The organism is Nocardioides panzhihuensis (assembly GCF_013408335.1).
GTDB lineage: Bacteria > Actinomycetota > Actinomycetes > Propionibacteriales > Nocardioidaceae > Nocardioides > Nocardioides panzhihuensis.
On record NZ_JACBZR010000001.1, the window covers coordinates 5706182 to 5732957 of the forward strand.

The 26776-nt window shown below is 69.5% G+C and carries 23 protein-coding genes; 14 read left to right on the plus strand and 9 right to left on the minus strand.

Features of this window, described 5'->3' with window-relative positions:
• The first annotated feature begins 35 nt into the window (after positions 1-35).
• The 7 genes from BJ988_RS26995 to BJ988_RS27025 all read left to right on the plus strand — a co-directional run bounded on the left by BJ988_RS26995 (position 36) and on the right by BJ988_RS27025 (position 9176).
• Positions 36-908: a fumarylacetoacetate hydrolase family protein gene (locus tag BJ988_RS26995; RefSeq protein ID WP_179660917.1), complete on the plus strand. Its 873-nt coding sequence runs from the start codon at positions 36-38 to the stop codon at positions 906-908.
• Complete coding sequence (gene allB / locus BJ988_RS27000; protein WP_179660918.1) at positions 905-2245, plus strand: allantoinase AllB; 1341 nt, start codon at positions 905-907, stop codon at positions 2243-2245. The genes BJ988_RS26995 and allB overlap by 4 nt, the downstream gene beginning before the upstream one ends.
• A 2-nt stretch (positions 2246-2247) precedes the next feature.
• Positions 2248-3081 (plus strand): bifunctional allantoicase/(S)-ureidoglycine aminohydrolase, encoded by an 834-nt coding sequence (locus tag BJ988_RS27005; RefSeq protein ID WP_179660919.1) that lies wholly within the window; start codon positions 2248-2250, stop codon positions 3079-3081.
• Positions 3081-3815, plus strand: coding sequence for an SDR family oxidoreductase (locus BJ988_RS27010; protein WP_179660920.1), 735 nt, complete (start codon positions 3081-3083; stop codon positions 3813-3815). Before BJ988_RS27005 ends, BJ988_RS27010 begins: the two co-directional genes overlap by 1 nt.
• 175 nt (positions 3816-3990) lie before the next feature.
• On the plus strand, positions 3991-6006 hold the full coding sequence (locus tag BJ988_RS27015) for an FAD-dependent oxidoreductase (RefSeq protein WP_179660921.1): 2016 nt from the start codon (positions 3991-3993) through the stop codon (positions 6004-6006).
• Entirely contained in the window at positions 6003-7232 is a 1230-nt protein-coding gene (locus BJ988_RS27020) for an SAM-dependent methyltransferase (RefSeq protein WP_179660922.1), read from the plus strand. Before BJ988_RS27015 ends, BJ988_RS27020 begins: the two co-directional genes overlap by 4 nt.
• Before the next feature lie 531 nt (positions 7233-7763).
• Positions 7764-9176: an HNH endonuclease signature motif containing protein gene (locus tag BJ988_RS27025; RefSeq protein WP_246321587.1), complete on the plus strand. Its 1413-nt coding sequence runs from the start codon at positions 7764-7766 to the stop codon at positions 9174-9176.
• A 95-nt stretch (positions 9177-9271) separates the two neighbouring features.
• Here BJ988_RS27025 and BJ988_RS27030 read toward each other — a convergent pair whose 3' ends face one another.
• Positions 9272-10570, minus strand: a complete 1299-nt coding sequence (locus BJ988_RS27030; protein WP_179660923.1) for an ankyrin repeat domain-containing protein — start codon at positions 10568-10570, stop codon at positions 9272-9274.
• A complete protein-coding gene (locus BJ988_RS27035; RefSeq protein WP_179660924.1) occupies positions 10567-11640 on the minus strand; it encodes an SMP-30/gluconolactonase/LRE family protein in 1074 nt (357 codons plus the stop codon). The genes BJ988_RS27030 and BJ988_RS27035 overlap by 4 nt, the downstream gene beginning before the upstream one ends.
• A 164-nt stretch (positions 11641-11804) precedes the next feature.
• Between BJ988_RS27035 and BJ988_RS27040 the strand changes: the two genes are divergently transcribed.
• Together BJ988_RS27040 and BJ988_RS27045 are read left to right on the plus strand one after the other, a co-directional pair.
• Complete coding sequence (locus BJ988_RS27040) at positions 11805-13040, plus strand: sensor histidine kinase (RefSeq protein WP_179660925.1); 1236 nt, start codon at positions 11805-11807, stop codon at positions 13038-13040.
• Entirely contained in the window at positions 13033-13668 is a 636-nt protein-coding gene (locus BJ988_RS27045) for a response regulator (protein WP_179660926.1), read from the plus strand. Before BJ988_RS27040 ends, BJ988_RS27045 begins: the two co-directional genes overlap by 8 nt.
• Positions 13669-13709: 41 nt before the next feature.
• Here the strand turns inward: BJ988_RS27045 and BJ988_RS27050 are convergent, their stop codons facing one another.
• Both BJ988_RS27050 and BJ988_RS27055 read right to left on the minus strand, forming a co-directional pair.
• Positions 13710-14966, minus strand: a complete 1257-nt coding sequence (locus BJ988_RS27050; protein ID WP_179660927.1) for a serine hydrolase domain-containing protein — start codon at positions 14964-14966, stop codon at positions 13710-13712.
• A 95-nt stretch (positions 14967-15061) separates the two neighbouring features.
• Positions 15062-16012 carry a metallophosphoesterase gene (locus tag BJ988_RS27055; protein WP_179660928.1) on the minus strand — a complete coding sequence of 317 codons (951 nt, stop codon included), beginning with the start codon at positions 16010-16012 and terminating at the stop codon, positions 15062-15064.
• Positions 16013-16155: 143 nt separating this feature from the next.
• Between BJ988_RS27055 and BJ988_RS27060 the strand changes: the two genes are divergently transcribed.
• A complete protein-coding gene (locus BJ988_RS27060; RefSeq protein WP_179660929.1) occupies positions 16156-17334 on the plus strand; it encodes a Fic family protein in 1179 nt (392 codons plus the stop codon).
• Positions 17335-17389: 55 nt separating this feature from the next.
• On the opposite strand, the gene BJ988_RS27065 is transcribed toward BJ988_RS27060, so the two are convergent.
• The 3 genes from BJ988_RS27065 to BJ988_RS27075 all read right to left on the minus strand — a co-directional run bounded on the left by BJ988_RS27065 (position 17390) and on the right by BJ988_RS27075 (position 20512).
• Complete coding sequence (locus tag BJ988_RS27065; protein ID WP_179660930.1) at positions 17390-18889, minus strand: phospholipid carrier-dependent glycosyltransferase; 1500 nt, start codon at positions 18887-18889, stop codon at positions 17390-17392.
• A gap of 169 nt (positions 18890-19058) precedes the next feature.
• The gene (locus BJ988_RS27070) at positions 19059-19634 is read right to left on the minus strand and encodes a type III effector (RefSeq protein ID WP_246321588.1); all 576 of its coding nucleotides are present in this window, start codon (positions 19632-19634) and stop codon (positions 19059-19061) included.
• 329 nt (positions 19635-19963) lie between these two features.
• Positions 19964-20512: a type III effector gene (locus tag BJ988_RS27075; RefSeq protein WP_179660931.1), complete on the minus strand. Its 549-nt coding sequence runs from the start codon at positions 20510-20512 to the stop codon at positions 19964-19966.
• Positions 20513-20865: 353 nt separating this feature from the next.
• On the opposite strand from BJ988_RS27075, the gene BJ988_RS27080 reads away from it, so the two are divergent.
• Positions 20866-21759, plus strand: coding sequence for a DMT family transporter (locus BJ988_RS27080; RefSeq protein ID WP_179660932.1), 894 nt, complete (start codon positions 20866-20868; stop codon positions 21757-21759).
• 106 nt (positions 21760-21865) lie between these two features.
• Here BJ988_RS27080 and BJ988_RS31500 read toward each other — a convergent pair whose 3' ends face one another.
• The gene (locus BJ988_RS31500; protein ID WP_179660933.1) at positions 21866-22891 is read right to left on the minus strand and encodes an AsnC family transcriptional regulator; all 1026 of its coding nucleotides are present in this window, start codon (positions 22889-22891) and stop codon (positions 21866-21868) included.
• 104 nt (positions 22892-22995) lie between these two features.
• On the opposite strand from BJ988_RS31500, the gene BJ988_RS27090 reads away from it, so the two are divergent.
• The 3 genes from BJ988_RS27090 to BJ988_RS27100 are packed head-to-tail and all read left to right on the plus strand — an operon-like array spanning position 22996 to position 26503.
• Positions 22996-24204, plus strand: coding sequence for a M20 metallopeptidase family protein (locus BJ988_RS27090; RefSeq protein ID WP_179660934.1), 1209 nt, complete (start codon positions 22996-22998; stop codon positions 24202-24204).
• A gap of 32 nt (positions 24205-24236) precedes the next feature.
• Positions 24237-25547, plus strand: a complete 1311-nt coding sequence (locus BJ988_RS27095; protein WP_179660935.1) for an MFS transporter — start codon at positions 24237-24239, stop codon at positions 25545-25547.
• Complete coding sequence (locus BJ988_RS27100) at positions 25544-26503, plus strand: shikimate dehydrogenase (protein ID WP_179660936.1); 960 nt, start codon at positions 25544-25546, stop codon at positions 26501-26503. The genes BJ988_RS27095 and BJ988_RS27100 overlap by 4 nt, the downstream gene beginning before the upstream one ends.
• Here BJ988_RS27100 and BJ988_RS27105 read toward each other — a convergent pair.
• Positions 26500-26721, minus strand: a complete 222-nt coding sequence (locus BJ988_RS27105; protein ID WP_179660937.1) for a hypothetical protein — start codon at positions 26719-26721, stop codon at positions 26500-26502. The two genes, BJ988_RS27100 and BJ988_RS27105, sit on opposite strands and share 4 nt — an antisense overlap.
• Between the last annotated feature and the right edge of the window lie 55 nt (positions 26722-26776).

Consider the following 26776-nt stretch of genomic DNA (forward strand, 5'->3'; position numbering starts at 1 on the left):
CCGTATTCTTTGCCATTTTCGACGGAGGCGGCGGCATGAAGCTGCTGAGTGTGGGCCCGCCGGGCGAGGAACGCCCCGCCGCCCTCGACGACCAGGACGTGCTGCGTGATCTGTCGGCCGCCGTGCCGAGGATCGACGGCGACCTGCTCGGCGACCCGGTGCGGCTCAGGTTGATCCAGGACCTGATCGCCTCGGGCCGCCTGCCCGTCGTCGCCGACGGCACTCGGATCGGACCGCCCGTGGCGAGGCCCGGCAAGATCGTCGGGGTCGGGCTCAACTATCAGGACCACGCGGAGGAGGCCGGGGTCGCGATCCCGGACGAGCCGGTCGTCTTCCTCAAGCCCTCGAGCTCGATCGTGGGACCCTACGACGCGATCGAGCTGCCTCCCGGATCGACGACGACCGACTACGAGGTCGAGCTGGGTGTGGTCCTCGGTCGCCGGCTGTCCCGGTGCACTGACCCGCGGCAGGCGCTGGCCGCGGTCGGGGGCTACCTCAACGCCGACGACGTCAGCGAGCGCACGCGGATCGCGGCGGGGCCGACCTGGGCGAAGGGGAAGTGTGCCGACACCTTCACCCCGATCGGGCCGTGGCTCGTCACCGCGGACGCCGTCGAAGACCCGCAGACCCTGAGCCTGGAGCTCTGGGTCGACGGCGAGAGCCGGCAACGCGGGACGACCGCACGGATGGCACGAAGTGTGGGAGAGCTGCTCGCCTTCCTCAGTACGCTGATGACGCTCGAGCCCGGCGACCTGGTCCTGACCGGGACGCCTGGCGGGGTCGCGGCCCTGCGGCCCGAGCCGCGGCCCTTCCTGCGCGACGGGCAGGTGGTGGAGGCCGAGGTCGCCGGTCTCGGCCGGCAACGCACGCGGGTGATGGCAGTCGAAGAGGCAGAGGTGGCGGTGTGAACGGAGATCTTGATGTCGTCTTCCGGGCGGCACGCATGGTGACCCCGGACGGCGAGGTGGCCGGCGCCGCCGGAGTCCGCGACGGTCGGATCGTCGCCGTCGAAGCCGGCGCCTCGGGCCTGAGGGCCGACCGTGTGGTCGAGCTCGCCGAAGACGAGGTGCTGATGCCCGGGGTCGTCGACGCGCACGTGCACGTCAACGACCCCGGCCGGACCGAGTGGGAGGGCTTCGCCTCGGCGACCCGAGCCGCGGCCGCCGGCGGGGTCACCACCATCGTCGACATGCCGCTCAACAGCATCCCGCCGACCTGCGATCTCCCGGCGCTCGACCTCAAGCGCAAGACCGCGACCAGCCAGGCCTTCGTCGACGTCGGCTTCTGGGGAGGCGCGATCCCCGGCAACGTGCCGGAGCTGCGTACGTTGCACGAAGCCGGGGTCTCCGGCTTCAAGTGCTTCCTGCTGCACTCGGGTGTCGACGAGTTCCCGCCGCTCGACGCCGAGGAGCTCGAGCTCGCGATGCGCGAGATCGCTTCCTTCGACGGTCTGCTGATCGTGCACGCCGAGGACGCACACGCGATCGAGCACGCGCCGGCGGCGGTCGGCGGGGCGTACTCAAGCTTCTTGAGCAGCCGGCCGCGCGACGCCGAGAACCTCGCGGTCGCCGGCGTGGTCGATCTCGCCCGGGCCACCGGGTGCCGGGTCCACATCCTGCATGTCTCGAGCGCCGATCTGCTTGCGACCGTCGATGCCGCCCGCCGCGACGGCGTCCGGATCACCGCGGAGACCTGCCCGCACTACCTGACCTTCGCCTCGGAGGAGATCCCCGACGGCGCCACGCAGTACAAGTGCTGTCCACCGATCCGGGAGGCGGCCAATCGCGAGCTCCTCTGGCAGGGGCTGCGTGAAGGCGTCATCGACATGATCGTCACCGACCACTCACCCTCGACGCCCGACCTGAAGGCCCTCGACACCGGCGACTTCGGTGTCGCCTGGGGCGGGATCTCCTCGCTCCAGCTCGGACTCTCAGCGGTCTGGACCGAGGCGCAGAGCCGCGGTCTCACGCTCGTCGACGTCGCTCGCTGGATGTCCGAGGCGCCGGCGCGTCACGCCGGCCTGGCGCGCAAGGGGCGGATCGCGGTCGGCCAAGACGCCGACTTCTGCGTCCTCGCCCCCGACGACTCCTTCGTCGTCGATGCCGCGACGCTCCATCACAAGAACGCCGTCACGCCCTACCACGGCCGGTCCCTCGCGGGTGTCGTCCGCTCGACCTGGCTGCGTGGCGAGAAGATCGACATCGAGGCCGCGCCCCAGGGCCGGCTGCTGACCCGAGGAGAGTGACCATGAGCGAACCCCGCTACTACGCCCCGACCGGCGGCCACCCGTCGCAGCGTGAGCTGACCACCGACCGGGCCGTCTTCACAGAGGCGTACGCCGTGCTCCCGCGTGGCACGATGCGCGACATCGTCACCAGCAACCTGCCGTTCTGGGAGGGCACCCGGCTGTGGGTGATCGCCCGTCCGCTCTCGGGCTTCGCCGAGACCTTCTCGCAGTACATCGTCGAGGTCTCGCCCGGCGGCGGCAGTGACAAGCCCGAGCTCGACCCGGGCGCCGAGGGCGTCCTGTTCGTGGTCGAGGGCGCGCTGACGCTCTCGGTCGAGGGCGAGAAGCACGACCTCACCCCCGGCGGCTACGCCTTCCTCCCGCCCGGCTCCGGCTGGACGCTGCACAACACCAGCGACCGGGTCGCCCGGTTCCACTGGATCCGCAAGGCCTACCAGCGGGTCGAGGGCATCGAGGTGCCGCAGCCGTTCGTCACCAACGAGGTCGACGTGCCCGGTCGGGAGATGCCGGGCACCGACGGCGCCTGGAAGACCCAGCGCTTCGTCGACCCCGACGACGTACGTCACGACATGCACGTCAACATCGTCAGCTTCGAGCCCGGCGGCGCGATCCCGTTTCCGGAGACGCACGTCATGGAGCACGGCCTCTACGTCCTCGAGGGCAAGGCGGTCTACCTGCTCAACAAGGACTGGGTCGAGGTGCAGGAGGGCGACTTCATGTGGCTGCGGGCGTTCTGTCCGCAGGCCTGCTACGCCGGTGGGCCCGGCCGGTTCCGCTACCTGCTCTACAAGGACGTCAACCGGCACGCTCAGCTGAGCCGGCAGTTCACCTGATGCCGGTCGCGGTCGTCACCGGGGCAGGCTCCGGCCTGGGGAGGGTGATCGCGCAGGCTCTGGACGGTGCCGGTTTCCAGGTCGCCCTGCTCGGACGTACGCAGGCCTCGCTCGAGGAGACCGCGTCGGTGATGGCGCGGTCCCTCGTACTGCCCACCGACGTCGCCGATGCCGCCGAGGTGGAGGCGGCATTCGCCGCCGTCGTCGGGATGTGGGGACGCGTCGACCTGCTGGTCAACAACGCGGGCACCTTCGGGCCGAGCGGCGAGGCCGACGAGGTCCCGCCAGAGGAGTTCGCCGCGACACTGGCCGTCAACGTCACCGGGTCCTTCCTCTGCGCCCGCGAGGCCTTCGCCCAGATGAAGCGGCAGGAGCCACGCGGCGGGAGGATCATCAACAACGGCTCGATCTCCGCCCACGTCCCGCGACCGGGCAGCGCCGCCTACACCACCTCCAAGCACGCCATCACCGGACTCACTCGCGCGCTGGCTCTCGACGGTCGTGCCCATGACATCGCGGTCGGCCAGATCGACATCGGCAACGCCGCCACCGAGATGACCGCCGGCATCGCGGTCGGTGCCCGTCAGGCCGACGGCACCGTACGCCCCGAGCCGACCTTCGACCCGCAGCACGTCGCCGACGCGGTGGTCGCCATGGCCCAGCTGCCGCTCGCCGTCAGCGTGCCGTCGATGACCATCCTCGCGACCGGGATGCCGTACGCCGGCCGCGGCTGACCCGTGTCTGCGTACGCCGGCTCTAGATGTTCGATGCGCGGCTCGATGTGGGGCTGCAGTGTCCACGCCCAGACGCAATCGATGACCTGATAACCAAATCCGATTCACCTCGGAGACCGAAGGACGGGTGACGACGCCTCTGCGTCGTCGCCCGCTTCGACCCTCGAGGAGCCCGATGAGCAGCACCCACGAACGCCGCCGGACCGCCGTGGTGGGCAGCGGCGTCGCCGGGCTGACCGCGGCGTACGTCGCATCGCTGCACAGCGCGGTCACTCTGTTCGAGGCCGACGACCGGCTGGGCGGCCACGCCGACACCCACCGCGTCACCGCGCCGGACGGCAGGGAGCTGGCGATCGACACCGGCTTCATCGTGCACAACCGGCGTACGTATCCGACTCTGCTTCGGCTCTTCGCCGAGCTCGACGTTCCGACCCAGGTCTCGGAGATGTCGATGTCGGTGCGTTCGGAGGCCGCCGACATCGAGTACGCGGGGGCGCGCGGGCTTCGCGGCGTGCTGCCCGACCGGCGGGCACTGCGGCCTACGCACCTGCGGATGCTCACCGAGATCCCGCGGTTCCACCGGGCCGCCCGGGCGCTGCTCGCCGGCGGCGAGCCCGACGACCGCACCCTCGAGGCGTTCCTGGACGAGCACGGTTTCACCCCGCACTTCCGCCGCCACTTCATGGCCCCGCTGGTCGCCGCGGTGTGGTCCTGCGACCCGGAGACCGCGCTGAGCTACCCGGCTCGCTACCTCTTCGAGTTCCTCAGCCACCACGGGATGCTGCAGGTCTTCGGCTCACCGCGCTGGCGCACGGTCACGGGTGGGTCGGCGACGTACGTCGAGCGGGCCGCCGCCGCGATCCGCGACCGTGGCGGCCGGGTGCTGACCTCGACGAAGGTGGTCACCGTGGTCGAGACCGACGCCGGTGTCGAGATCACCGACGGCAACGGACAGACCGAGGTCTTCGACGCCGTCGTGCTGGCCACCCACCCGGGACAGTCGCTGGCCATGCTGGGCGAGCCCACGGCTGCCCAACGGGAGATCCTGGGCGCGTTCCCGTACTCCGCCAACCAGGCCCAGCTGCACACCGACACCAGCCTGCTGCCACCCGACGAGCGCACCCGGGCGTCGTGGAACTATCTGGAGCGCCCGGGCCGCGGGCAGGTCACGCTCACCTACGACCTCACCCGGCTGATGCGGCTGCCGACTCCCGGCGGCGTACGTCACCTGGTGACTCTGGGCGGGGCCGACCTGATCGACCCGGACAAGGTCATCGCAACCATGGAGTACGAGCACCCGCTCTACACCCCGGAGTCGGTGGCTGCCCAGCAGCGTGCCGACGAGCTGGACTCCGACCGGCTGGTCTTCGCCGGCGCGTGGCGCGGCTGGGGCTTCCACGAGGACGGCGCCCGCTCCGGAGCACGGGCGGCCCAGCGACTCGGCATTTCCTGGACGCGTCCTGAGGAGCAGGGCATCGAGCGGCCCGACGAGTCCGCGACCGGCCTTTATCGGACCACGATCAGCCACACCCGGCGTGGACCGCTGAAGAACCGGTTCGTGCACCGCTCGTACTGGCAGGTGGTGGAGCTGGACCGGCTGCCCGACCATGGCATCCTCGGCCGGTTCGAAGCTCGTGACCATCTGGGCGACCCCGATCTCTCGATCCGGCAGAACCTCGCCGCGTTCCTGAAGCTCCACGATCTCGACCTGGGCGACGCACGCGTGCTGATGGCGGCCCAGCCGAGGGCTTTCGGGTTCTGCTTCAACCCGATCACCGTCTACTGGTGCACGTCAGCCTCCGGGGAACCGCTGGCGACCGTCGTCGAGGTCCACAACACCTACGGCGACAGGCACGCCTACCTCGTCCATCCCGACGAACGGCATCGCGCACGCGTCGCGAAGGCGATGTACGTCTCGCCGTTCCACGGGGTCGACGGCCACTACGACCTGACCGTGCCTCCACCCGACGGCCGGCTCCAGGTCACCGTCCGGCTCAACACCGAGGACGGGACCGTCTTCGACGCCGCCGTACGCGGCTCCCGGGTCGAACCGCGGTTCGGAGCCGCGCTCCGTTCCGCCCCGGCCGCGCTTCTCGGCGTGGCCTGGATCCACCTCCACGGCGCAGCGCTGTGGCTACGACGTCTGCCGGTCCAGAGACGACCACGGCACCACCAGGAAGGAGTCCGATGACCACCATCGAAGCACCCACCACCCAGGCCCGGGTCGCGGACCGTTGGCCGATGCTGCAAGAGGCACCCACCGGACCGCTCACCCGGCTGACCGCTGCTGCCGCCGCGACCTTGTTCCGGGCCGCCACGAAGCGGCTCGGGATCAGCGTGAGCGAGGACGGCAGCCCGGCCGACATCGTGCTGCACCGGCCCGAGGAGCTCTACGCCCGGCTCAGCCGCCATGGGCTGATTGGACTCGGCGAGGCGTACCTGACCGGCGCCTGGGACGCACCGGAGCTGGGGGAGACCCTGACCGTGCTGTGCCGGGACCTGGACGGTCTCCTTCCCAGATGGGCGCAGCGACTGCGTGGGGTCTACGAGCGGCGCCGCGGCGAGAAGGACCTGAACACCCCCGAGAACGCCCGCGAGCACATCGGCCACCACTACGACCTGTCCAACGACTTCTTCGCGCTCTTCCTGGACCCGACGATGAGCTACTCGGCGGGCCTGTTCTCCTCCCTGCCCTCGACCGAGGACCTGGCGCTCGCCCAGCACCGCAAGATCGACCGGATCCTCGACGAGGCGGGAGTCGGAGCGGGCTCCCGGCTGCTCGAGATCGGCACCGGCTGGGGCGAGCTCGCCCTGCGGGCCGCCGCCCGAGGCGCCCAGGTCACCTCGGTGACCCTCTCCGTCGAGCAGGCCGAGCTGGCGCGTCGCCGGATCGGCGCGGCCGGTCTGGGCCATCGGGTGGACGTCGAGCTGTGCGACTACCGGGCCGTCGAGGGGACGTACGACGCGGTGGTCTCGGTCGAGATGATCGAGGCGGTCGGAGAACGGTTCTGGCCGGTCTACTTCGCGAAGATCGACGAGGTCCTGGCCCCGGGTGGCACGGCGGTGATCCAGGCGATCACCATGCCGCACGGCCGGATGCTGGCCACCAGGAACACCGAGACCTGGATCACCAAGTACATCTTCCCCGGCGGCCTCCTCCCCTCGACCGAAGCGATCACCGATGTCGTCGACGCGCACACCCGACTCCGGGTGCGCAGCCGGCTCTCGTTCGGCGCCCACTACGCGGAGACCCTGCGGCGGTGGGACATCGCGTTGCGTGAGCATGCCGACGAGGTCCGGGCGCTCGGGTTCGATGAGACGTTCCTGCGGATGTGGCACTTCTACCTGGAGTACACCCGGGCCGGGTTCGCCGCCGACTACATCGACGTCCAGCAGGTCACGTTCACCCGGGACTAGGCTCCTGACCTCCGATAGAGGCCGAGCGGAGCTTGGGCTCGTCGTAGTGGCGCCGGTACCGGTTGAACAGGCCGCTGGCCGCCTGCGGATGGGACGGGGGATGTGTGTCCGTTGGTCTCGTGTCGGGTCCCAGCACGGGTGGGGCCAATACGTTGTCTGGGTTGGGAGGTTTAGAAGCAGGGTGTCTGGGTGGGTGCCATTTGGGTGTCTTGCGGGCTTCCAGCAGCGGTTCGGGTTGGGTTTGGGATATCTGTCCCTGATCGGGTTTTCGATCTTTTTCCTTCGCTCACCTCACATAATATGTTATGGTGGGGGTAGGCGTGAACGTGAAGGCCGACCACCTCGACAGAGGCGTGCCTCTCCGCCCGGGAGACAACGGGTGTGGGGTATTCCAGGGGATCCAGGGGCGTGAGCGCTGAGCTGCGAGGGTAAGTAATAGCCCGTGTTTGACGGGCCTCCGGGACCAGCGAACCAAAGCCGGATCTGCGTGTGTGCAGATCCTTTGAGTTCGTACGTCGGGAGGTGATCGTGATGACCGCACTGCAACAGCCCCAGCATCCTGTGCTGGAGGCCGTGGTCGCGATCACCGCCTCCCTGGACCAGGTGGCGGATGCGAATCCGTCGTTCATGGCGACCGATCAGAAGGCCGCCGCACTCGTCGAGATCGCCCGGGCCAAAGCCCAGCTGGCGGAGCTCGAGCTACGCGTGATCGCGGCTGCTGATGATGTGGCTGCGGACAGCGCTGCGCGTGATGTGGCCGCGTGGCTGCATCACCACACCCACCAACGCCCAGATGCCCTGCGAGCCGACCTGAGGCTCGCTAGTGCTCTGGATCGCACCTATGGCCGGGTCGCTGCGGCGATGCGCGCCGGGGACTGCAACCTCGCCCAAGCCGAGGTGATCGTCGCGGCTCTCGACGAACTGCCGGGCGACCTCGACCCCGAGATCAAGTCCAAAGCTGAAGAGGCTCTGGTCGGCTACGCGACCCAGCTCGACCCCGCCCGGCTGCGCCGCCTGGGGCGCCGGATCCTGGATCTCATCGCCCCCGAGATCGCCGAGGCCGAAGAAGCCAAGCGGCTCGCAGCCGAAGAAGCCCACGCCCGCACGAAGACCCGGCTCACCATGCGCCGGGTCGGGGACGGCACCACCCGCATCACTGCGGTCATCCCGGACGCGAGCGCGGACCGGCTCGCCACCAACCTCGAAGCCTTCGCCTCCCCGCGCCGTGATGACGGCACCCGGACAGAGACCGGCGAGTACCTGCCCTATGACCGCAGGCTCGGACGAGCCTTCTGCCAGATGCTGGAAACCCTCGACCCGACCCGGCTCCCCATCCACGGCGGCGATGCGACCACGGTGATCGTGACCATCGAACTCGACCAGCTCCGCAAAGACGCCGGCATCGGCCAGATCCTCGGCGGCGCCCCGATCACCGCAGCCGAAGCCCGCCGGCTCGCGTGCACCGCGGGCATCATCCCCGCCGTCCTCGGGGGTGCCTCCGAGGTTCTCGACCTCGGCCGCAACGAACGTTTTTTCACCGCCGCGCAACGCCGAGCGCTCCTGCTCAGGTCAGCGACCTGTGAAGCCGAAGGCTGCGACATCCCCGGCACCTGGGCCGAAGCCCACCACTGGCTCGCCTGGGCACAAAGCGGAACAACCGACCTCGACAACGCCGCGCTCCTTTGCAGCCATCACCACCACCGCGCACACGACCCGCGTACCTCCATGAACGCCTGCCCAACGGCGACATCCGCTTCACCAGACGCAGATAGGTCGAGGACTTACACCAATTCGGGTCCACGACAGGCCGGTTCCCCGACCGCGGCCGATGCCAACTGCGTCGACGCGGGGTCCAAGCGACGAAACGCCAGCCGAGAAGGCAGAGGAGCTTTCAGGCAGGTCGGCTGGTCGTGTGATGCGCTGCGCCTCGAGGGTGTTCGTTGAGCTAGGGTCGCCTTGCTGGGATCGAGGCCCCGACCAGCGGGGGAACTGGTCGGGGCCACGACTGTCAGGGCCTCGAGCTCGGGCCACGCGGCAGGTCAGCCGCGGTGCTGCTCGATGCTGTGCCGTTCGATGATTTGGGCGATCTCGGTGAAGCCGCGGTTGCGGGCGTGCTGGAGCGGAGTGACGCCGTCGCGGTCGGCGATGCTCGGGTCGGCGCCGTGCTCGAGCAGGCTGCTGACGATGCGCTGCCAGCGGTCGGAGCCCTCACCCAGGATGACAGCCTCGAGCAGGGCGGTCCAGCCGAGATCGTTGACGTGGTCGACGTCGATGGCGGTCTTCGCGACCCGCTCCACGTACTCCGCGTGCCCGCGCTCGCTGGCCGGGATGATGGAGAGGCCGCCGTAGCGGTTGCGCACGGTCAGGTCCGGGTCGACGCTGAGCAGGAGCTCGGCCATCGGGACGCTCCCGGTGACGCCGGTGACGAGCCAGGGCGTGTCGTGCTGGCCGTCGAGGGCGTCCGGATCTGCTCCCAGGTGCACGAGCAGACGGGCGGTCACGAGGTGGTCGTCGGTGACCGCGAGCAGGAGCGGCGTACGCCGGTTGCTGTCTCGGGCCTCCAGGTCGGCGCCGCCGCGGAGCGCAGCCACGGCCGCGTCCGCGTCGCCTGAGGCCGCCGCCCGCAGGAGCTGCTGGTCGCCGTCGGCCACGCGCTCGGAGGCCGTACGCAGCGTCGACACGATCGCGTCGAACCCGCGCTCCTCGGCGTGCTCGAGGGCGGTCTTCCCGTCCCGGCCGGCCTTGACCGACATGTCGACACCGGCCGCGACGAGCACCCGCACGGTGTCGGCCGCGTCCGGACCGTCATCGCCCAGGACGATCGCCTCGTGCAGCGCGGTCCAGCCGAGGTTGTTGACGTGGTCCAGGTCGATGCCGGCCTGCACCAGCCGGCCCACGACGTCGGCGTGGCCGCGCTCGGCGGCGCGGATCAGCGCGGTGCCGTCGTAGGAGTCCTTGGCGTTGATCTCCGCACCGTTGCGAAGGGTCAGGTCGAGCAGGTCGACATAACCCTCGCTCGCGGCGATGAGATAGGCGCTCTGCTGGGTGTCGTCGGCGTGGTTGACGTCCGCGCCGGCCCGGATCAGGTCGCGGGCACGGGCCACGTCGTTGTCCCAGGCGGCCTTGATCAGCTGCTCGTTCATCCGCTCGAGCTCCTCGGGGTCGGGGGTGGTCTTCGCCGCCTTCGGCTCGGCGGACGCAGAGCTCGACGGAGAGCTCGATGGCGAAGGAGACGGCTTGGCGGTCTCCGACGCCGAGGCGCAGCCTGCCAGAAGCACGGCCAGGGCCGCAGCGGCCAGCGGCCAGCGGTGTGGCCGTACCGACGTGGGCACGGTCATCGCGGCATCCTGGCGGTGACGATCTCGTACGGCCCCTGCGCCGTCTGCTCGTCGAAGTGGCTGTCGACCATCAGCATCCGGCCGCCGAGCAGCTTGCCGGTGGTGAGGACGCGGTCAGGATCGGTCGCGCGGGACGAGACGTTCTCCGCGGAGGTCGCGGACGGGTTCAGCTCGAGGTGGACGAGCTGCTTGTCGAAGTTGCGGATCACGGCGAGGTCGCGACCCTGCCGGACCAGACCGTCGGCATTGCGCAGGTCGGCGCCGTCGGTGTCGATCTCGCTGACCTCGCCGGTGGCGATCGAGAAGCGCCACAGCTGGCCGGTGGTGCCCTGGGCGACCACGAATGCGGAGCGGTCCTGGCTGAGCACGATGCCACCGAGGTTGAAGCCCTCTCGCGGGGTGATCAGCGAGCTGCCGTCGGCCCACTCGGTGGCCTGCCAGCCGTCCGCGCTTCGCGCGGTTACTCCCTCGCTCGGCACGAGCGGACGAGCAAGCTCGCCGCTCGACCTCGCTCCGGTCGTCTTGGCACCCTCGGCGACACGGATGATCGTGGGGTCGTTGGAGTTGGTGAAGTACGCAGCCCCGTCAGGACCGATCGCGACGTCGTTCAGGAACGCGGTGTTGTCCGGGACGCGCAGCGCGGCGAGCAGCTCGCCCTCGGGGCTGTAGACCCACAGGTCGGGGCGGTCGTTCCCGGTACCGTTCGGGCCACCGGCGATGTAGATGCGGCCCTCGTCGTCGACGGTGATGCCGCGCGCGGTGTAGCGACCGTCGGTGCCGTCGCCGCCCAGCCACTCCTCGGCCTGGGTGCGGTCGGCGGTGCCCCGCTGGATCTCGCCGCCGGTGACCTCGCTGACGTAGAACGCGCCGGTCTCCTTGTCCACGCCGATGCCCTCGAACTTGGAGCCACCCTGGGCGGACGGGTCACCCTCGAGCAGGTAGCTCGCCGGGCGACCGTTGCCCTCCGCGGCGCTGGCCGCGGTGCCCTTGCCGAGAGCGGTGAAGGACATGGTGGCCGTGGCGGCGATGCCGGCCAGTCCGGCGAGGGCGGCGATTCGGGACGTACGCATGGTGGTTCTCCTCAAGTGGTTCGAGCTGATGCATCAACCATCGCCGCCGAGGAGGGGTCGGGGCATCGGGTGACCGGCGACGTCTGGATAGCCGTACGGCGACACCCCGGATAGCCGATCGGATGATGCCGGCCGGCCGCATCGACGCCTAGCCTGGAGCAACCATGTCCACCGATGCCGCGCCCACCCCAGCCCCGCCGCCCGCCGCCGGCGGGATCCTTGCCGGGCAGACGATGCTCGACCGGTGGCTGCACATCTCGCTGGTGGTGCTCGTCGTCGCCTCGGTGGTCCGCTACCTGCAAGGCCACGGCTTCGGCGACCAGGCCGAGGTCGTCCTGCCCGGCGCCGTCCTCCTCCTGATCGCTTACGCCGCGGGCCGCCGTCTGACCGGCACGGGCGCGGTCGTCTGGTTGGCCGCAGTGGTCGCCTGCTGGACGGTGCTGGCGCTGATCGCGCCCTCGTTCTCGTGGGCCGCGGTGCCGCTGGTCTTCCTGGCGCTGAGGGTCCTGCCGTTCCGCTGGGCGGTGGCCGCCACGGTGTTCCTCGTCGCGGTCGTCGCGGTCGCCTGGAGCCGGATGACCGGTCTGGCCGATCCGACCGTGCTACTGGGCCCGGTGTGCGTCGCGGTGCTCGCGGTGACCGCCTACCGGGCCCTGGAGCGCGACGCGGCGACGCGGCGGGCGCTCCTCAACGAGCTCGAGGCGGCCCAGGACGAGGTCGCCGACGCCGAGCGCCGAGCCGGTGTAGTGGCCGAGCGCGCTCGGTTGAGCCGGGAGATCCACGACAGCGTCGCCCAGGGGCTGACCAGCATCAACCTGCTGCTCCTGGCGGCCGACCAGGAGTGGGAGTCCCGTCGGGCGGACGCCCGCGGCCACGTCGACCAGGCCGCGGCCATGGCGCGATCCTCGCTCGACGAGGCGCGACGCGTGGTCCGTGACCTCGCGCCCGCGGAGCTGGCCGGAGGATCGGCCCTGGTCACCGCCGTACGTCAGGTCGCCGACGACGTCGCAGCCACCACCGGACTCACGGTTCCGATCCACGTCCACGGCGACCCGCACGAGGTCGGCGGACGCGTGGCGACGGCCGTCGTACGCACTCTGCGGGGTGCCCTCGCCAACGTCGCCGAGCATGCAGGTGCGACCACCGCGGTCGTGTCCCTCACCTTCTACGAGGGCGCGGTCGCCCTGGACGTACGCGACGACGGGACCGGCTTCGACCCGGCCGATCTGAAGGACGAGGCAGACGGCCTGCGCGGTCGTGGACTTGCGGGGATGAGGGCTCGTGCCCGCCTGTTGGGCGGAGACCTGGTCATCGAGAGCGCCCCGGGCGAGGGGACGGTCGTCGCGGTCTCGTTCGCGGCCGGACAGACATCCAACCAACGAGAGGAACCTCGTGGCTGAACAACGCATCCGGGTGGTGCTGGTCGACGACCATCCGGTCGTCCGGGCCGGCGTACGCGCTCTGGTGGATGCCCAGGACGACCTGGACGTCGTCGGCGAGGCAGCCGACTCGACCCAGGCGGTCGCCGTCGTCGGCGAGACGCAGCCGGACGTCGTGCTGATGGACCTCAGCCTCGGCGACGGGCCGGGCGGTGCCGAGACCACCCGGCTGGTCCGCGAGCTGCCGTCCCCGCCGCACGTGCTGGTGCTGACGACGTACGACACCGAGGCCGACGTCCTCGAGGCCGTCGACGCCGGCGCCTCGGGCTACCTGCTGAAGGACGCGCCGCCCGATGAGCTGTTCCGGGCGATCCGCGGCACCGCTCGCGGAGAGACCGTGCTGGCGCCGTCGGTCGCCACCCGGCTGCTTCAACGGGCGGCCTCGCCGACGCCGAAGGTGAGCCCGCGCGAGGTCGAGATCCTGCGGCTCCTCGCCCGCGGGCTCGGCAACAAGGAGATGGCCCGCGAGCTCCTGGTCAGCGAGGCGACGGTCAAGTCGCACCTCTCCCACATCTACACCAAGCTCGGCGTGGACACCCGCGCCGGCGCCGTCGCCACGGCCATCGAGCGTCGCATCCTGCGACCCTGACAACCCTGACCGCGGCGACGGCCGCCGGCTGTGGATCCGGATCAGCAGGTCGCGAGCAGCATCGGCTCGAGCAGCAGGCCGAGGTCATAGAGCGGCTCGGTGCCACCGGAGAGGTCACGGCCGGTCCAGCCGAGCGTGATCTGACGGGTGCCGTCGGGGGAGCCCCAGCTGATCGACTGCGCGCCGAAGTGGGCGCCGTCGTGACCGTAGAGGTACTCGCCCGGCTTGCACGGGTCGGCGACCGCGTAGATCCCGAAGCCGTACGACGGGTCGGCGCTGCCCGCGATCGGGGGCAGCATCTTCTCGACGGTTGCCGGGCTGACCAGGCGCCCGGTCAGGAGCGACTCGTTGAGGTCGGCGAGGTCCTCGGTCGTGCTCGTCGCCGCTCCCGCGGCGTGGAAGACGCTCGGGTGCAGGTCGGTCATCGGCCGCCACTCGCCCTCGAAGTAGGCGGCGTTCTCGACAAACGGCCCGCGGTTGCGGGCATCGGTCGGATACGCGCTCCGGCGCATGTCCGCGGGCTTCAGCACCCGGTGGCGTACGAGGTCCTCGACCCTCTCCCCGGTCTCCTTCTCGAGCATGACCCCGAGAGCGACGTAGCCGTAGTTGGAGTACGAGAAATCGGTGCCGGGCTCGAAGAGCCAGCCGGTTTCGCGCATGACGGCGAGGTGTTCGGCCTCGGAGTAGTACTGACCGAGGGCGTCGATCGACTGCTCCCACGAGGTCGGGTCCTCGATGCGATCGAAGATCAGCTCCTCCGGGCCGCGCGGGGCGCCGGAGGTGTGGCTGAGCAGGTGCTTGATCGTGACGCCTTCGGGGAAGGTGCCGGGGAGCAGGTCGTTGGCGGGGGTGTCCAGGGTCCAGCCGCCGCGCTCGACCTCCTGCATCACCAGGGTCGCGATCAGCGTCTTTGTGTTGCTGGCGACGTGGAAGCGGTCGCCCGGCCGGACCGGCTTCTTCTTGCCGACCTCGCGTACGCCGCCAGCTCCCGACCACTCCAGGCCGGGCGCCTCGACCCGGGCGGTGACCCCTACCGCACCATCGGCGATGAGCTCGTCGACGGCACGATCGAGCTCGATCGTGGTGGGAGCGGCCGACTTGGTCCGAAGCCCCTGCTGCTTGGCAGCGGCTCGTTCGGCGATCGCGGTCGCCTGCTTGGTCAGCTCGGTCGGGTCCGGTGAGACCGCCGCCGGCCCGGGGCCTGGCTCGGGATCGGCGTACGCGGCCGGGACTGCGGTCAGGGGGAGGAGCACCGCGGCGATCGCTGCGGTGCCCGTGCGGACGATGGTCCGAGACATGGCTGCTCCTGTCGTCGTTGACTGTGGCGACCAGCCTGGCCTGAGCGGGCGTGCACCCACATCAGCCTCGAGTCGGAGATCGAGGACTGCTTTCGTCAGTCTCGAAGCTGACGCCGCAGGGCGCGGGCAGCCTTGCCCTTGCGGGAGAAGAGGTCGCGGCGCTCGGCCGGGGTCATCGGGCCGAGCTTCTCCAGGACCGTGGAGGGGAAGCCGGCCACCTCGGTGGCCTCGCCGATGGGCACGGTGGTGTGGACGACCGGCGCACCGGGGACGCCGCCGGCACCCTCGTCGTAGAGGTGGACCAGCGAGATCGCCTGGTGGCCGTCGACGGAGGCCGAGTAGCGGTCGGTGGTCGCCGGGGCAGCGGTGTAACAGCTCGCGGACGCGACCGAGACCGGGATGCCGGCGAAGGTCGCGCTGGTCGAGTAGTGCAGGTGACCTGCGAGAACGGCACGTACGTCGGTGCCAGCCAGCACCTCGGCGAGCCGGTCCTGGCCGTCGAGCTCGATGATCACGCTGGCCTCGTTGAGCGGCAACGGGAGCGGCGGATGGTGCATCGCCAGCAGCGTGCCGTGGGGCGCCGGTGTGGCCAGCACGTCGGCCAGCCACTCCAGCTGGGGCTCGGTGACGGTGCCGTGGTGCCATCCCGGCACGGTGCTGTCGAGAGCGATGATCCGCAGCCCGGCGACCTCGTGGACCCGGTCCTGCGGGGCGTCCGACGCCTCCCCGAAGAGCACCCGCGAGTAGACCTCGCGCTCGTCGTGGTTGCCCATCACCCAGACGATCTCGGCGCCGAAGGAGTCGGCGTAGGGCTCGACCTGCTCCCGGAGGCGTACGTAGGCACCCTCCTCGCCCAGGTCGGCGAGGTCACCCGTGAAGACGATCGCCTGGGGCGGCGTGGTCATCCCGCGCAGCCGCGCCAGGGCTCGCTCCAGACCTGGCGCCGGATCCACCTTGCCGAAGATCCGCCGGTCACCGGCGTAGAGGTGAGGGTCGGAGAGGTGGGCGATGGTGTGGCGCGGGGCTGGATACTGACCGAACTGCACCTCGCCAGACTAGCTCCGAGGAGCACGCGTTATCACGCGTGGATCGCAGGGAGGTTGGAGGTTGCGGGCTGCTTCCAAGAGGCGGTTGGAAGTCCCCGGCAACTTCCAACTCCAGAACACTTGAACTGGTAAGTTCACCGGACATGGATCCAGACAGGTACGCCGCGCCGCAGTTCGGCAACGCGACCAGGGAGCCGGGAAACAAGTGGGCCTACTGGTACTACCGGCCGGCTCACATCCCGCGTGACCTTCCGCTGCTGCCGCTCACCGTGAAGGCGCTCTCGGACGCGGACGCCGCCCTGGGGCGCCTGCAGGGAGTGAGCGCGCTGATCCACGACCCCGAGCTGCTGATCGGGCCGTACCTGACCCAGGAGGCTGTCGCCTCCTCGCGGATCGAGGGCACCCAGACCACGCTCAAGGAGGTCCTCCAGGCCGAGGCCGGTGGGCGGCCGGCCCCGGCAGCGGTGAGAAACGAGGACATCGCCGAGGTCAAGGCCTACCTCGCCGCGACCCGCCAGGGCTTCGAGCTCATCAAGACCTGGCCGCTCAGCCAGCGGCTCGTCCTCGAGCTCCACAAGACTCTGCTCACCGGCGTCCGGGGTCACGAGCGTCACCCCGGCGAGTTCCGGCGGACCCCGGTATGGGTGGGGTCGCCGACCGACAACCCCACCACTGCCGCGTACGTCCCGCCCCTCCCGGCCGACCTGCCGGAGCTGATCGCCGACTGGGAGGCGTACGTCAACGTCCCCGACCTCAGCCCGACGCTGGTGCGGTGCGCGCTGATGCACTACCAGTTCGAGACGATCCACCCGTTCCTCGACGGCAACGGCCGGATCGGCCGGCTGATGATCAACCTGATGCTGATGGAGGAGGGTCGGATGACCACGCCGCTGCTCTACCTCTCGGGCTACATCGAGGCCCACCGCCAGACCTACTATCAACGGCTGCAGAGCGTCCGGGAACGCGGTGAGATGCAGGAGTGGCTGCAGTTCTTCCTCACCGCGGTGCGACGCTCGGCCGAAGACGCCACGACCAGGTCCGAACGGCTGGTCGCGCTGCGGGAGAGCTATCTCGAGGAGGCCGCCACGTCACGCGCCAACCTCTCCGGGCTGGTCACGCTGCTGTTCGCCAATCCGTACGTGACCGTGAACCGCGTCCAGGAAGCGACCGGCCTCACCAACCAGGGTGCGCGCAACCTGATCCAGGACGCCGAGCGGCGCGGATGGCTCGAGGCTGCCGGCCGGTCGGGCCGCGGCGGCCGCCACTACTGGGTCGCCCGGGCCGTGATGGACGCGATCGAGGAGCCACTGATGTACGACTGAGCTGTACGCCACAGTGTCGGGCAACATGTCGCGACTTCGTCCACGTCCGTGTCGCCTACGTCTGGCTCGATCGTTGCGTTTGCCGCGCGGTGCTCGGCTTGGCAGACCAGGCCACGAGGCAGACGGCGACCAGACCACACATCAGCCCGGCCGCGACCACGACCTCGGCACCCCGCGACTCGGAGTTCGGAAGGCGGCCGCCGTAGATCTTCGAGCTCACGAACCAGTCGAAGATCATGAACCCGTACACGCCTAGCGCCAGGGTGATCGCGGCCGCAGCCAGGTGAACCCGGGTCAGGGGCGAGCCGATCGGGATCACATCGACGATGGCGATGAGACCGATCGCGAGGCTGGAAGCCAGAAGCGGCATGAGCGGCATCAGATAGCGGTCGTTGGCGTTGCCTCCGCTGGCTACGAAACCGATCAGGTTCCCCAGCACGACCAACGCGTGTGCCCCGAGCAGCAACCATCCCGAGCTCCGCCAGCCGGCACCTGTCGACCTGGCGGTCCTCCCGCGAAGGAACAGCACGAGAAGCCCTGTGACAGCGACGACGGCGAGCGCGTCGACGACCACGACGAACCTTTCCGCCAGCAACGGCGCCCACAGACGCTCGAACCAGTCCACCCAGAGTGAGGCATCCGTTGCGACCTGCCACCAGGTCCCGTTCGGCTCACGCTCGAACTTGCTCAGCAGTGCCTCGGTCGCGGTCGGGTCGCCGTAGAGGATGATGTTGCGGACGTAGAACCATCCTGTGGCCAGCCCGGGCACTGCGGTGGCCACGCCCGAGGCCACCAGCGCGCGGAGTGCCCCGCGCCGGGAGCGGTCCTCCAGGTAAAGAGCCAGCGCGATCGCCGCGCCACACAGGACGACCGTCAGGACGCCGGGTGCCTTCGCGCTCGCCGCGGCGACTCCCGCGAACGCCACCAGGGCGAGCCGCTTTCGGGACAGGCCGCGGTCGATGATCTTGATCGTGCCCAGCAACATGAGCGATGAAGCCGCGACCGCGACCCCGTCGTTGGCGATGTGCCCACCGGCGGTGACCAGAACGGTGCAGGAGGCACTGATGCCGGTGGCCAGGAATGCGGTCGCCGGTCGCCGGGTCAGCTCGAAGGCGATCAGGCCCACCAGCAGGATGCACAGCGCGGACCCGACGGCATTGATGAGGCGCATCCCGACGACCATCACCTGAGGTGCGTCGAGCGCCTTGGCCGTGGCCACGAACGGCAGCGACATCAGGTAGTAGAGCGGAGGGTGGTTGGCGGTCCAGATATGGCGATGCGGCTCGTCCGCCATGGTGCCCAGTCCCTCGACGACCAAGGGATATCGGTGCGCGTCAGTCGTCACGGGCGTGTCGATCGTGGGCAGGCGTCCCGCGGCCAGCTCGACGGCGTAGCCGGCGTTCGGTCCCTCGTCACGGGTCTGGTACTGGAACGAGCGAGTCAGCGCGACATAGCTGCTCAGGCTCAGCGCGAAGATCGCGACCAGCACCATCGCGGCCAGCAGCCGCTTCGGGAGAAGCGCCTCTGCACGATCCGCTTGCGTGTCGGAGTGCATCTAGCTGCCGCCGTCGACCGGTGAGACTGCGAGCAGCGGAGACACGGTGCGAAGCCAGGGTGAAAAGGTGCAGGTGGCCCTGGGTGTGCACGTGTGCATTCCCAGGGCCACCTGTGTGCCGTCGCCGAGCAGTCGGTAGGGGGTGATCACTCGGCGATGGTCAGCTGCCTCAGAAGGTGCCGAACGGACGCAGCGGGTTCGGGACCTGGTCGACGGGGAGGCCGTCGAGAGCCGGGTTCTCCATCGGGATCAGGAACGAGACCTGGTCCATCTCGCGGTCGGACAGCTCGGACGGCATCGCGCCGCCCATGATCTTGTCCATTGCGATGCCGGGCGCGCCGACGTAGACGCCGGAGGCGACCATCGCGGCACCGGTGCCCACCTGGTGAGCGCCACCGTCCCAGTTCACCCAGGCCTTCTTCTGCGCCGGGCTCAGCTCGCCGCCGGTGGCGCCCATCAGGATGAGGCCCGGGGCGCCGACCCAGGCGCCGCTGACCATGCGAGCGGCACCGCCGGTGGCCTGGCCGGCGCCACAGATGAAGTCGGCCCAGGCCTTCTGGCTCGAGGGCGAGAGGTCCGAGGCGCCGCCGGTGTTCTCCTTCACACACTCAGTGGCGGTGCGGTTGTGGTCGTCCGTGTGGGTGACCGGAGCCGCCGTGGCGGTACCGGTGGTCAGTGCGACGGCGACACCCGAGAAGGCTGCGACGGCCGCGGCGCGGCGGAGCAGCCCTGTCTTCTTGTTCATTTCGTACCTTTCATTGATCAATCCGAATTGAAGCAACACGCACGGACGCGACCCCCGGATCGATAACGTATCGATACGTTCGCGCCCGACACAGATGCTAGGAGGGTCAACAGTGATCGACGCGAACGACACGGCGGATTCCATGTCAACTGAATGACGAATGGAATGTAATGACGTAACGCTCGTCAAACTGCAACATTATTGTCTGGTGACGCGTAATGCGCTGGTGGCCCCCGCCGTGCACGGGTGCACGACTGGGGCCACCTGTAGGCGTTGCCGATCGAATCGTGGTGGGCCCTACGATCGGTCGGCCGCGGTCATGTCGTCTCTCAGAAGGAGCCGAGAGGGGCCATCGGGTTCGGGACCTGCTCGGTGGGAACGCCCTCGAGTGCGGGGCTGTCCTCCGGGATGAGGAACGAGACCTGCTCGAGCTCGCTCGGCGACAGGTCGCCCGGGGTCGCCCCGGCGGCGATCTGGTCGAGGACGTAGCCCGGGGCGCCGACGTAGGCGCCCGCGACCATCATCGCGGCACCCTCGCCGATCTTGTAGCCGCCCTCGTCCCAGTTCTCCCAGGCGGCCATCTGCTCCGGGGTCAGAGGGGCGCCGGTGGCGCCGGCGAGGAGCAGGCCCGGGGCGCCGACCCAGGCGCCGCTGACCATCTGAGAAGCGCCTTCGGTCACGTAAGAGCCGCCGAGGATGAAGTCCTCCCAGGCCTTCTGCGATGAGGGGGAGAGGTCCGAGGGCGACACGTCGCCGGCGGCCGGTACATCGATGTCGGCCGGAGCGGCCACGGCCGCTCCGTTGGTCAGCGCGAAGGCGACACCCGAGAAGGCGGCGACGGCCGCGGCGCGGCGCAACAACCCTGTCTTCTTGCTCATTTCATACCTTTCTTCGTCAGTTCGCATCGAATGCAACACGGTCTCTGAGTCGGCTGTAGTTGCGTCGACACGTCCGCGTGCGCGTCACGACGCTAGGGATGCTCAACGTGTGATTTTTCGAGCGACACGGCACGACGGTTACCAAGTGGGCGTAAACGTTTCATACCGCCGGGTAATGCCATGCCTGGGCAATGGGTCCTCGTCAACGGCACCGACGCACATTGTCAGGACGACCGTTGGGCCGTTCGACAAGACGAGCGCCCGCATGTGACTCTCCCAGGGTTCATCCGCTGATCGCGCGTTGCTCGCGTGAGCGGCGGGTGGGCTTTCCTCTCGAGGGCTAGCGTCGAAGCATGGATCATGCTGCGGCCGTGAGCCTGGCCATCGGCGCATGCGTCCTCTTCTCGTTCTCCGCCGCGGTCCAGCAGCGCGCAAGCGCGCTCGCGCCTGGGCGCAGCGGCGGGATCTCCGGGGTCGAGCGGCTGATGCTGGCGCTGGTGCGCAACCCGCTGTGGGTCACTGGCGCGGTGATCAATGCGATCGGCTTCGGGGTGCAGGCCGTCGCGCTCCATCATGGGTCGGTCTCGGTGGTGCAGTCGGTGATGCCGACGCAGCTGCTCTTCGCGCTCGTCTTCGCCTCGATCGCCGCCCGTCACTGGCCGACGCTCGCCGACTGGGTCAGCGGTGCCGCGATCTGCGGCGGCGTGATCCTGCTGGTCACCGACGACCATCGCGGCGGCACCTATGCCGACGTCGGCCGCGTCGCGCTCTTCGCGGGGTGTGTGGCGGTCGTGATCTGCGTACTTCTACTGGCGGCACACCGGTTCCCGCCGCCGATCGCGGCGGCGACCACCGCGGTCGCGGCCGGCTGCTCCTTCGCGACCACCTCGGTGCTGCTGAAGATCACCGCCGACCGGGCCGCCGCCGACGGTTTCCTCGGGCTGCTCACGCTGCCGGCGTTCTACGGGCTGCTGTGCACCTGCGGCCTCGGGATCGTGCTCACCCAGGCGGCCCTCGCCGCCGGCCCGCTGCCCTGGGCCATGGCGGCGATGACCATCACCAACCCCACGGTCTCGTACGTCGCAGCCGTGGTCGCCTTCGGCGCCTCTGCCCCCACGTTGTGGGTCGCGGTGTGCGCCGGAGCGCTGCTGGTCACCGGGATCATCGGGCTCGCCAGGTCGCGGTCGGTGGTGAGGTGGACACCGGCGCAGCCCGAGCGAACCGGGATCCCGGCGCTCCCGTTGTGAGGCAGGTCGTGTCTGTTTGATCTCGGTGAGCTCAACGCCTTGGCTGCGGGAAGGGCTCACCGTGTCGCCCCAGGCAGTCAGGCAGGGCGTCGGGCCGTCGCGGATGTCAGTCGGACGAGTGCCACAGGTCGATCGGGACCACGCCGCTGCGTCGGCCGGCTTCGTCCAAGAGGCAGCCGAGTCGCTTGACGGTCTGAAGGGTGATGGCCCTGTCGATGACAGCGAGCTCGGGTAGCCGCGCTTCCAGCCGGTGCTCGAAGTCCTGGAGGCTTGGCACGTTCCGGAGCCACACTGTCGCGACCAGGTTGGCTGCGCCTGTGACTGCGGAGCAGACGCGCACCTCCGGCATCTGGGTCAGCATCTGGCCTGCCCGATCGACAAGCGTTGCCGACACTCGCGCCCACAATGTCGCGGTTACCGGCCAGCCGCTGATCACGTGTGCAACGTCGCAGCGAAGCGACACCTGGCCGTTTCGCAGCAATCGGTCTAGCCTTCGACGGGCCGTCGGGGCGCTCACTCCGGTCGCAACTGCCAGCTCTGCCGCGGTGTATCGACCATCGTGTGCCAGCGTCAGGAGGGTCGAGCGGTCCTCGGGCCCTAGCTTTCCCTCCCGGCGGATCTCCGGTGCCACTGCTTGAACCAGCTGCTGGCCGCGTGTGTCGAGCGCGTCCAGCCGCCAGCGGGAGCCCTCGCCGTAGGTACGGGTGGCGATCCTGGTCCGGGTCCCGCGCACGCCATCGAACCGGCCGAGGCCTTGGACCAGGTGGGAGAGGCTGCCGATGTCGGCAGTGTTCACCGTGAGGAAGAGGTCGCGCTCGCTGGCCATGATCTCGACCGACGCCACCTGCGGTTCCCGCACGAGGGCCGAGACAACGGAATCCCGCTGGCTCGGCTCGCAGTCGACGTCGACGTACGCCACCGTGTGCGCGTCCAGCAGCGCGGGCCCGGGGTAGGCATTGATCCAGGCCAGCCCGCCGTCGACCAGTCGCTGCCAGCGGCGTGCCGCGGTGACGGCGCTGACCCCGATTGCCTCGGCGACCACGCCCCACGGCGCGCGCGGCGCGATCTGCAAGGCGTGGAGCAGCTGCAAGTCGATCTCGGAGAGGTGAGCGTTTTCATCGAATTTGTCCACTCAGGTTTTCTTTTCTTCCAATCAGGCCGCCGTGATCGCCTCAATCCTACTCTGACTTGGAGTCGATATGACGCGAGTCACCCACATCAGGAAGAGGACGATCCATGACGTTCCAGGAAGCGGCTGAGGCCGTGCATGCCGACCTCGTCACGCTGCGCCGGGCGATTCACGCAAACCCCGAGGTGGGGCTGCATCTGCCTCGAACCCAGGAGAAGGTGCTGGCTGCGCTCGCAGGTCTGCCGTTGGAGGTCAGCACGGGCAGCGCGCTCACGTCGGTGACGGCGGTGCTCCGCGGCGGGCGGCCAGGACCCACGGTGCTCCTGCGCGGCGACATGGACGCCCTGGAAGTGCCCGAGCGGTCCGGCTTGGACTTCGCGTCCCGGGTTCCCGGCGTCAGCCATGCCTGCGGCCACGACCTGCATACCGCGATGCTGGTGGGGGCGGCACATCTGCTCAGCGATCGGCGAGAGTCACTCGCCGGCACCGTGGTGTTCATGTTCCAGCCCGGCGAGGAAGGCTGTGACGGTGCCGGGCTCATGGTTAAGGAGGGCGTGCTCGACGCGTCCGGCGAACGCCCGATCGCTGCGTACGCCCTGCATGTGAATTCCGCCCTGGTGCCCCGCGGCACCGTCGCCACCCGCTCCGGCCCGCTGCTCGCCGCCTCCGACGCCGTGTCCGTGTCGCTCCGTGGCACCGGAGGCCACGGCGCAACGCCGTACCTGGCCAACGACCCGCTGCCGGCTGCCTGCGAGATCGTCACCACGCTTCAGACGAGGGTCGCCCGAAGGTTCAACCCGTTCGACCCAGCCATCGTCACCGTGGGCTCGTTGCAGGGCGGCACCCGACGCAACGTCATCCCGGAGACCGTCGACATGGCGGCCACCGTCCGCACGTTCTCGCCCCAGACCCGCGCCCGGATCGAGGCTGAGATCCGAGCTGTGGTGGGTGGCGTCGCCGCGGCCCATGGTCTACAGGCCACGATCGGCTACGAGCCGGAGTATCCCGTCACCCGAAACGACGGCGCCGAGACCGAGTTCGCCACCGCCGTGGTCGGTGAGGTGCTCGGTGAGGACCGCTACCACATGCTTCCCGAGCCGTTGACCGCGTCGGAGGACTTCTCGCGGGTGCTCGACGAAGTGCCGGGCAGCTACCTGCTGCTCGGCGCCTGCCCGCCCGACATCGACCTCGCCGACGCGGGATACAACCACTCGCCCTACGCACTCTTCGACGACGACGTCATCGCCGACGGAGCCGCGCTGTACGCAGAGCTCGCGGCTCGTCGTCTTGATGCGGCCACCGTGCCCGCGATCTGACCCTCTCTGTTCGACCAACCTTGGAGAGCACCATGAACCCGACCCAGCCCCCGGCCGCGGCAACCCCCGCAGTCACACCGTCCCCGACGCAGCCGACGAAGGCCCGCGTCATCCTCGGCACCGCGCTCGGCAATGCCGTCGAGTGGTACGACTGGAACGTCTACGCGATCTTCGTGCCGTTCTTCGCCACCCAGTTCTTCGACCCTGCCAACCCCACCGCCGCTGTGCTCTCGACACTGGCCATCTTCGCCGTCGGATTCGTCATGCGACCGCTGGGAGCGGTGCTGTTCGGCTCGATCGCCGACCGGAAGGGTCGCCGGCTCGCCCTGATGCTGGCGGTCGGCCTGGCGGCGCTGGGCAGCCTCGTCATCGGTCTCTCCCCCACGTACGAGAGCGTGGGCCTCGCGGCGCCGGTGGTGCTGGTCGTGGCCCGGCTGATCCAAGGACTGGCCCACGGTGGTGAGATGCCCTCGTCGCACGCCTACATCGCTGAGATGGCACCAGCGGAGCGACGTGGCCTGTGGTCCAGCTCGATCTATGTCTCGGGTATGAGTGCTGTCCTCGTGGCCACCCTGCTGGGTGCCGTGCTCACCAGCACCTTGGGTGAGGGAGCGATGGCCGATTGGGGCTGGCGCATCCCGTTCCTGATCGGTGGCGCACTGGGCCTGGTGGTGCTGTGGGTCCGGCGCCGGCTCCCGGAGACCGAGGCCTACGAGATGGCCCATGAGGACACCAGCCCCGAGGTCGGTCTGATGCAGGGGCTGTGGCAGAACCGAGTCTCGGTCCTGCGTGTGCTCGGCATCACGATCGGCGGCACCGTCTTCTTCTACACCTGGTCGATCGCCGGGGTCGCGTACGCGGTGAACGTGAAGGGAATGGCTGCCTCGCAGGCCATGTGGTCCGGTGTGATCGGCACGTCGATCACCATCCTCTGCCTCCCGTTCATCGCGTCGCTGTCGGACCGGTGGGGCCGCCGGCCGCACTACTTCATCTTCGGCATCGGTGCCGCCGTGGTCTCCTTCCCGCTGAGTCGGCTCATCCAGGGGGAGATGTGGCAGCTCACCGTCGCGCTAACCGTGACCATGCTGCTCTCGGCCTTCACCTCCGCAATCGTTCCTGCGGTCCTGTCCGAGCTGTTCCCGACCCACGTGCGTGCCACCGGCATGGGTCTGCCCTACGCCCTGGCCGTCGCCGTCTTCGGTGGTACCGCCCCGTACCTGCAGACCTGGCTTGCCGGCCACGGACTCGACCAGCTTTTCCTGGCGTACTCGGCCGTGCTGGCGCTCGTCACCGCGGCAGTGATGTTCTTCGCGCCCGAGACCTGCGGCAAGGCACTGGAGTGACCAGCCCGAGAACGCGCGCAGGGAACAGAGGGGGCCCATCAAGCTCAGGAGGAAATGACAAATTCCTCATCGGGCTCATCGGCTCTGGCATCACCCACTCTCCGACCCCTGCTCTGCATGAGCGTGAAGCGGATCATCAGGGCCTCCGCTACCTCTACCGCGTCCTGGACCTTCCCACGTTGGGCCTGGGACCTGAGGATGCCGTCGAATTGGTGCGCGGGGCAGCGCGGCTCGGCTACACCGGTCTCAACGTCACCCACCCCGCGAAGCAGGTGGTCATCCCCGCACTCGACGAGCTCGATGAGGTCGCGGAGGCCCTCGGTGCTGTCAACACCATCCGCATCGAGGACGGAGGGCGGCTGGTTGGGTACAACACCGACGTCGAGGCCTTCGGAGAATCGCTGCTCAGCGCACTCTCGGGGCGCCCGCTCGGCCGCGTACTGCAGGTCGGCGCGGGCGGCGCGGGAGCCGCCACGGCATACGCGCTCCTGGAGCGAGGAGCCTCAGCCCTGACCCTCAGTGATCTCGACGATCACCGCGCCGACCGGCTCGCCGACCGGATGCGAAAACTCTTCCCAGACGCCGGCATCACCACGGTCGCCCACGACGTGGTCGCCGATCGCGTGGCCAAACACGACGGGGTCGTGAACGCAAGCCCCGTCGGTTCGATGCTCACGCCGGGCACCCCGATCGAGCCAGCACTCCTCACGCCGCACCAGTGGGTAGCGGACGTGGTCTACCGGCCACTTCGCACTGCCCTGATCGAGTCGGCGGAAGAGCAGGGATGTATTGCCATCGGTGGAGGCGGCATGATGGTCGGTCAGGCCGTGTACAGCTTCGCCGTCTTCACCGGATGCACCGCTGATCACGACCGCGTCGCGGCACACTTCGACCAGTTGGTGGCAGACCGGGTTTGGACAGACACGTCGGCCATTACTGGGCGGGGGACCTGCTAGACCCGGTCCTGCATCGAGCGCGGCCAGGAGCGCCGCCTCGTCGACCGCGGCTTGAGGTGCTCGGGCAGGGCGCTGATGTAGGGCGCGGCATGCCGACACTCGCCACAGGTGACGTCTCGATAGTCGTAGGAGGTCAGTGGATCTTCTCCGTACGCCCGACACACCGGCCCGAAGGAGTCGGCGAAGTGCGTGCGCTGCTGCGTCTTCAGCTCGCTCATGTGCGCCTCACGTGGTCGTTGACTTGGAAGGGTCACAGCAGAGTAACGACTTCTC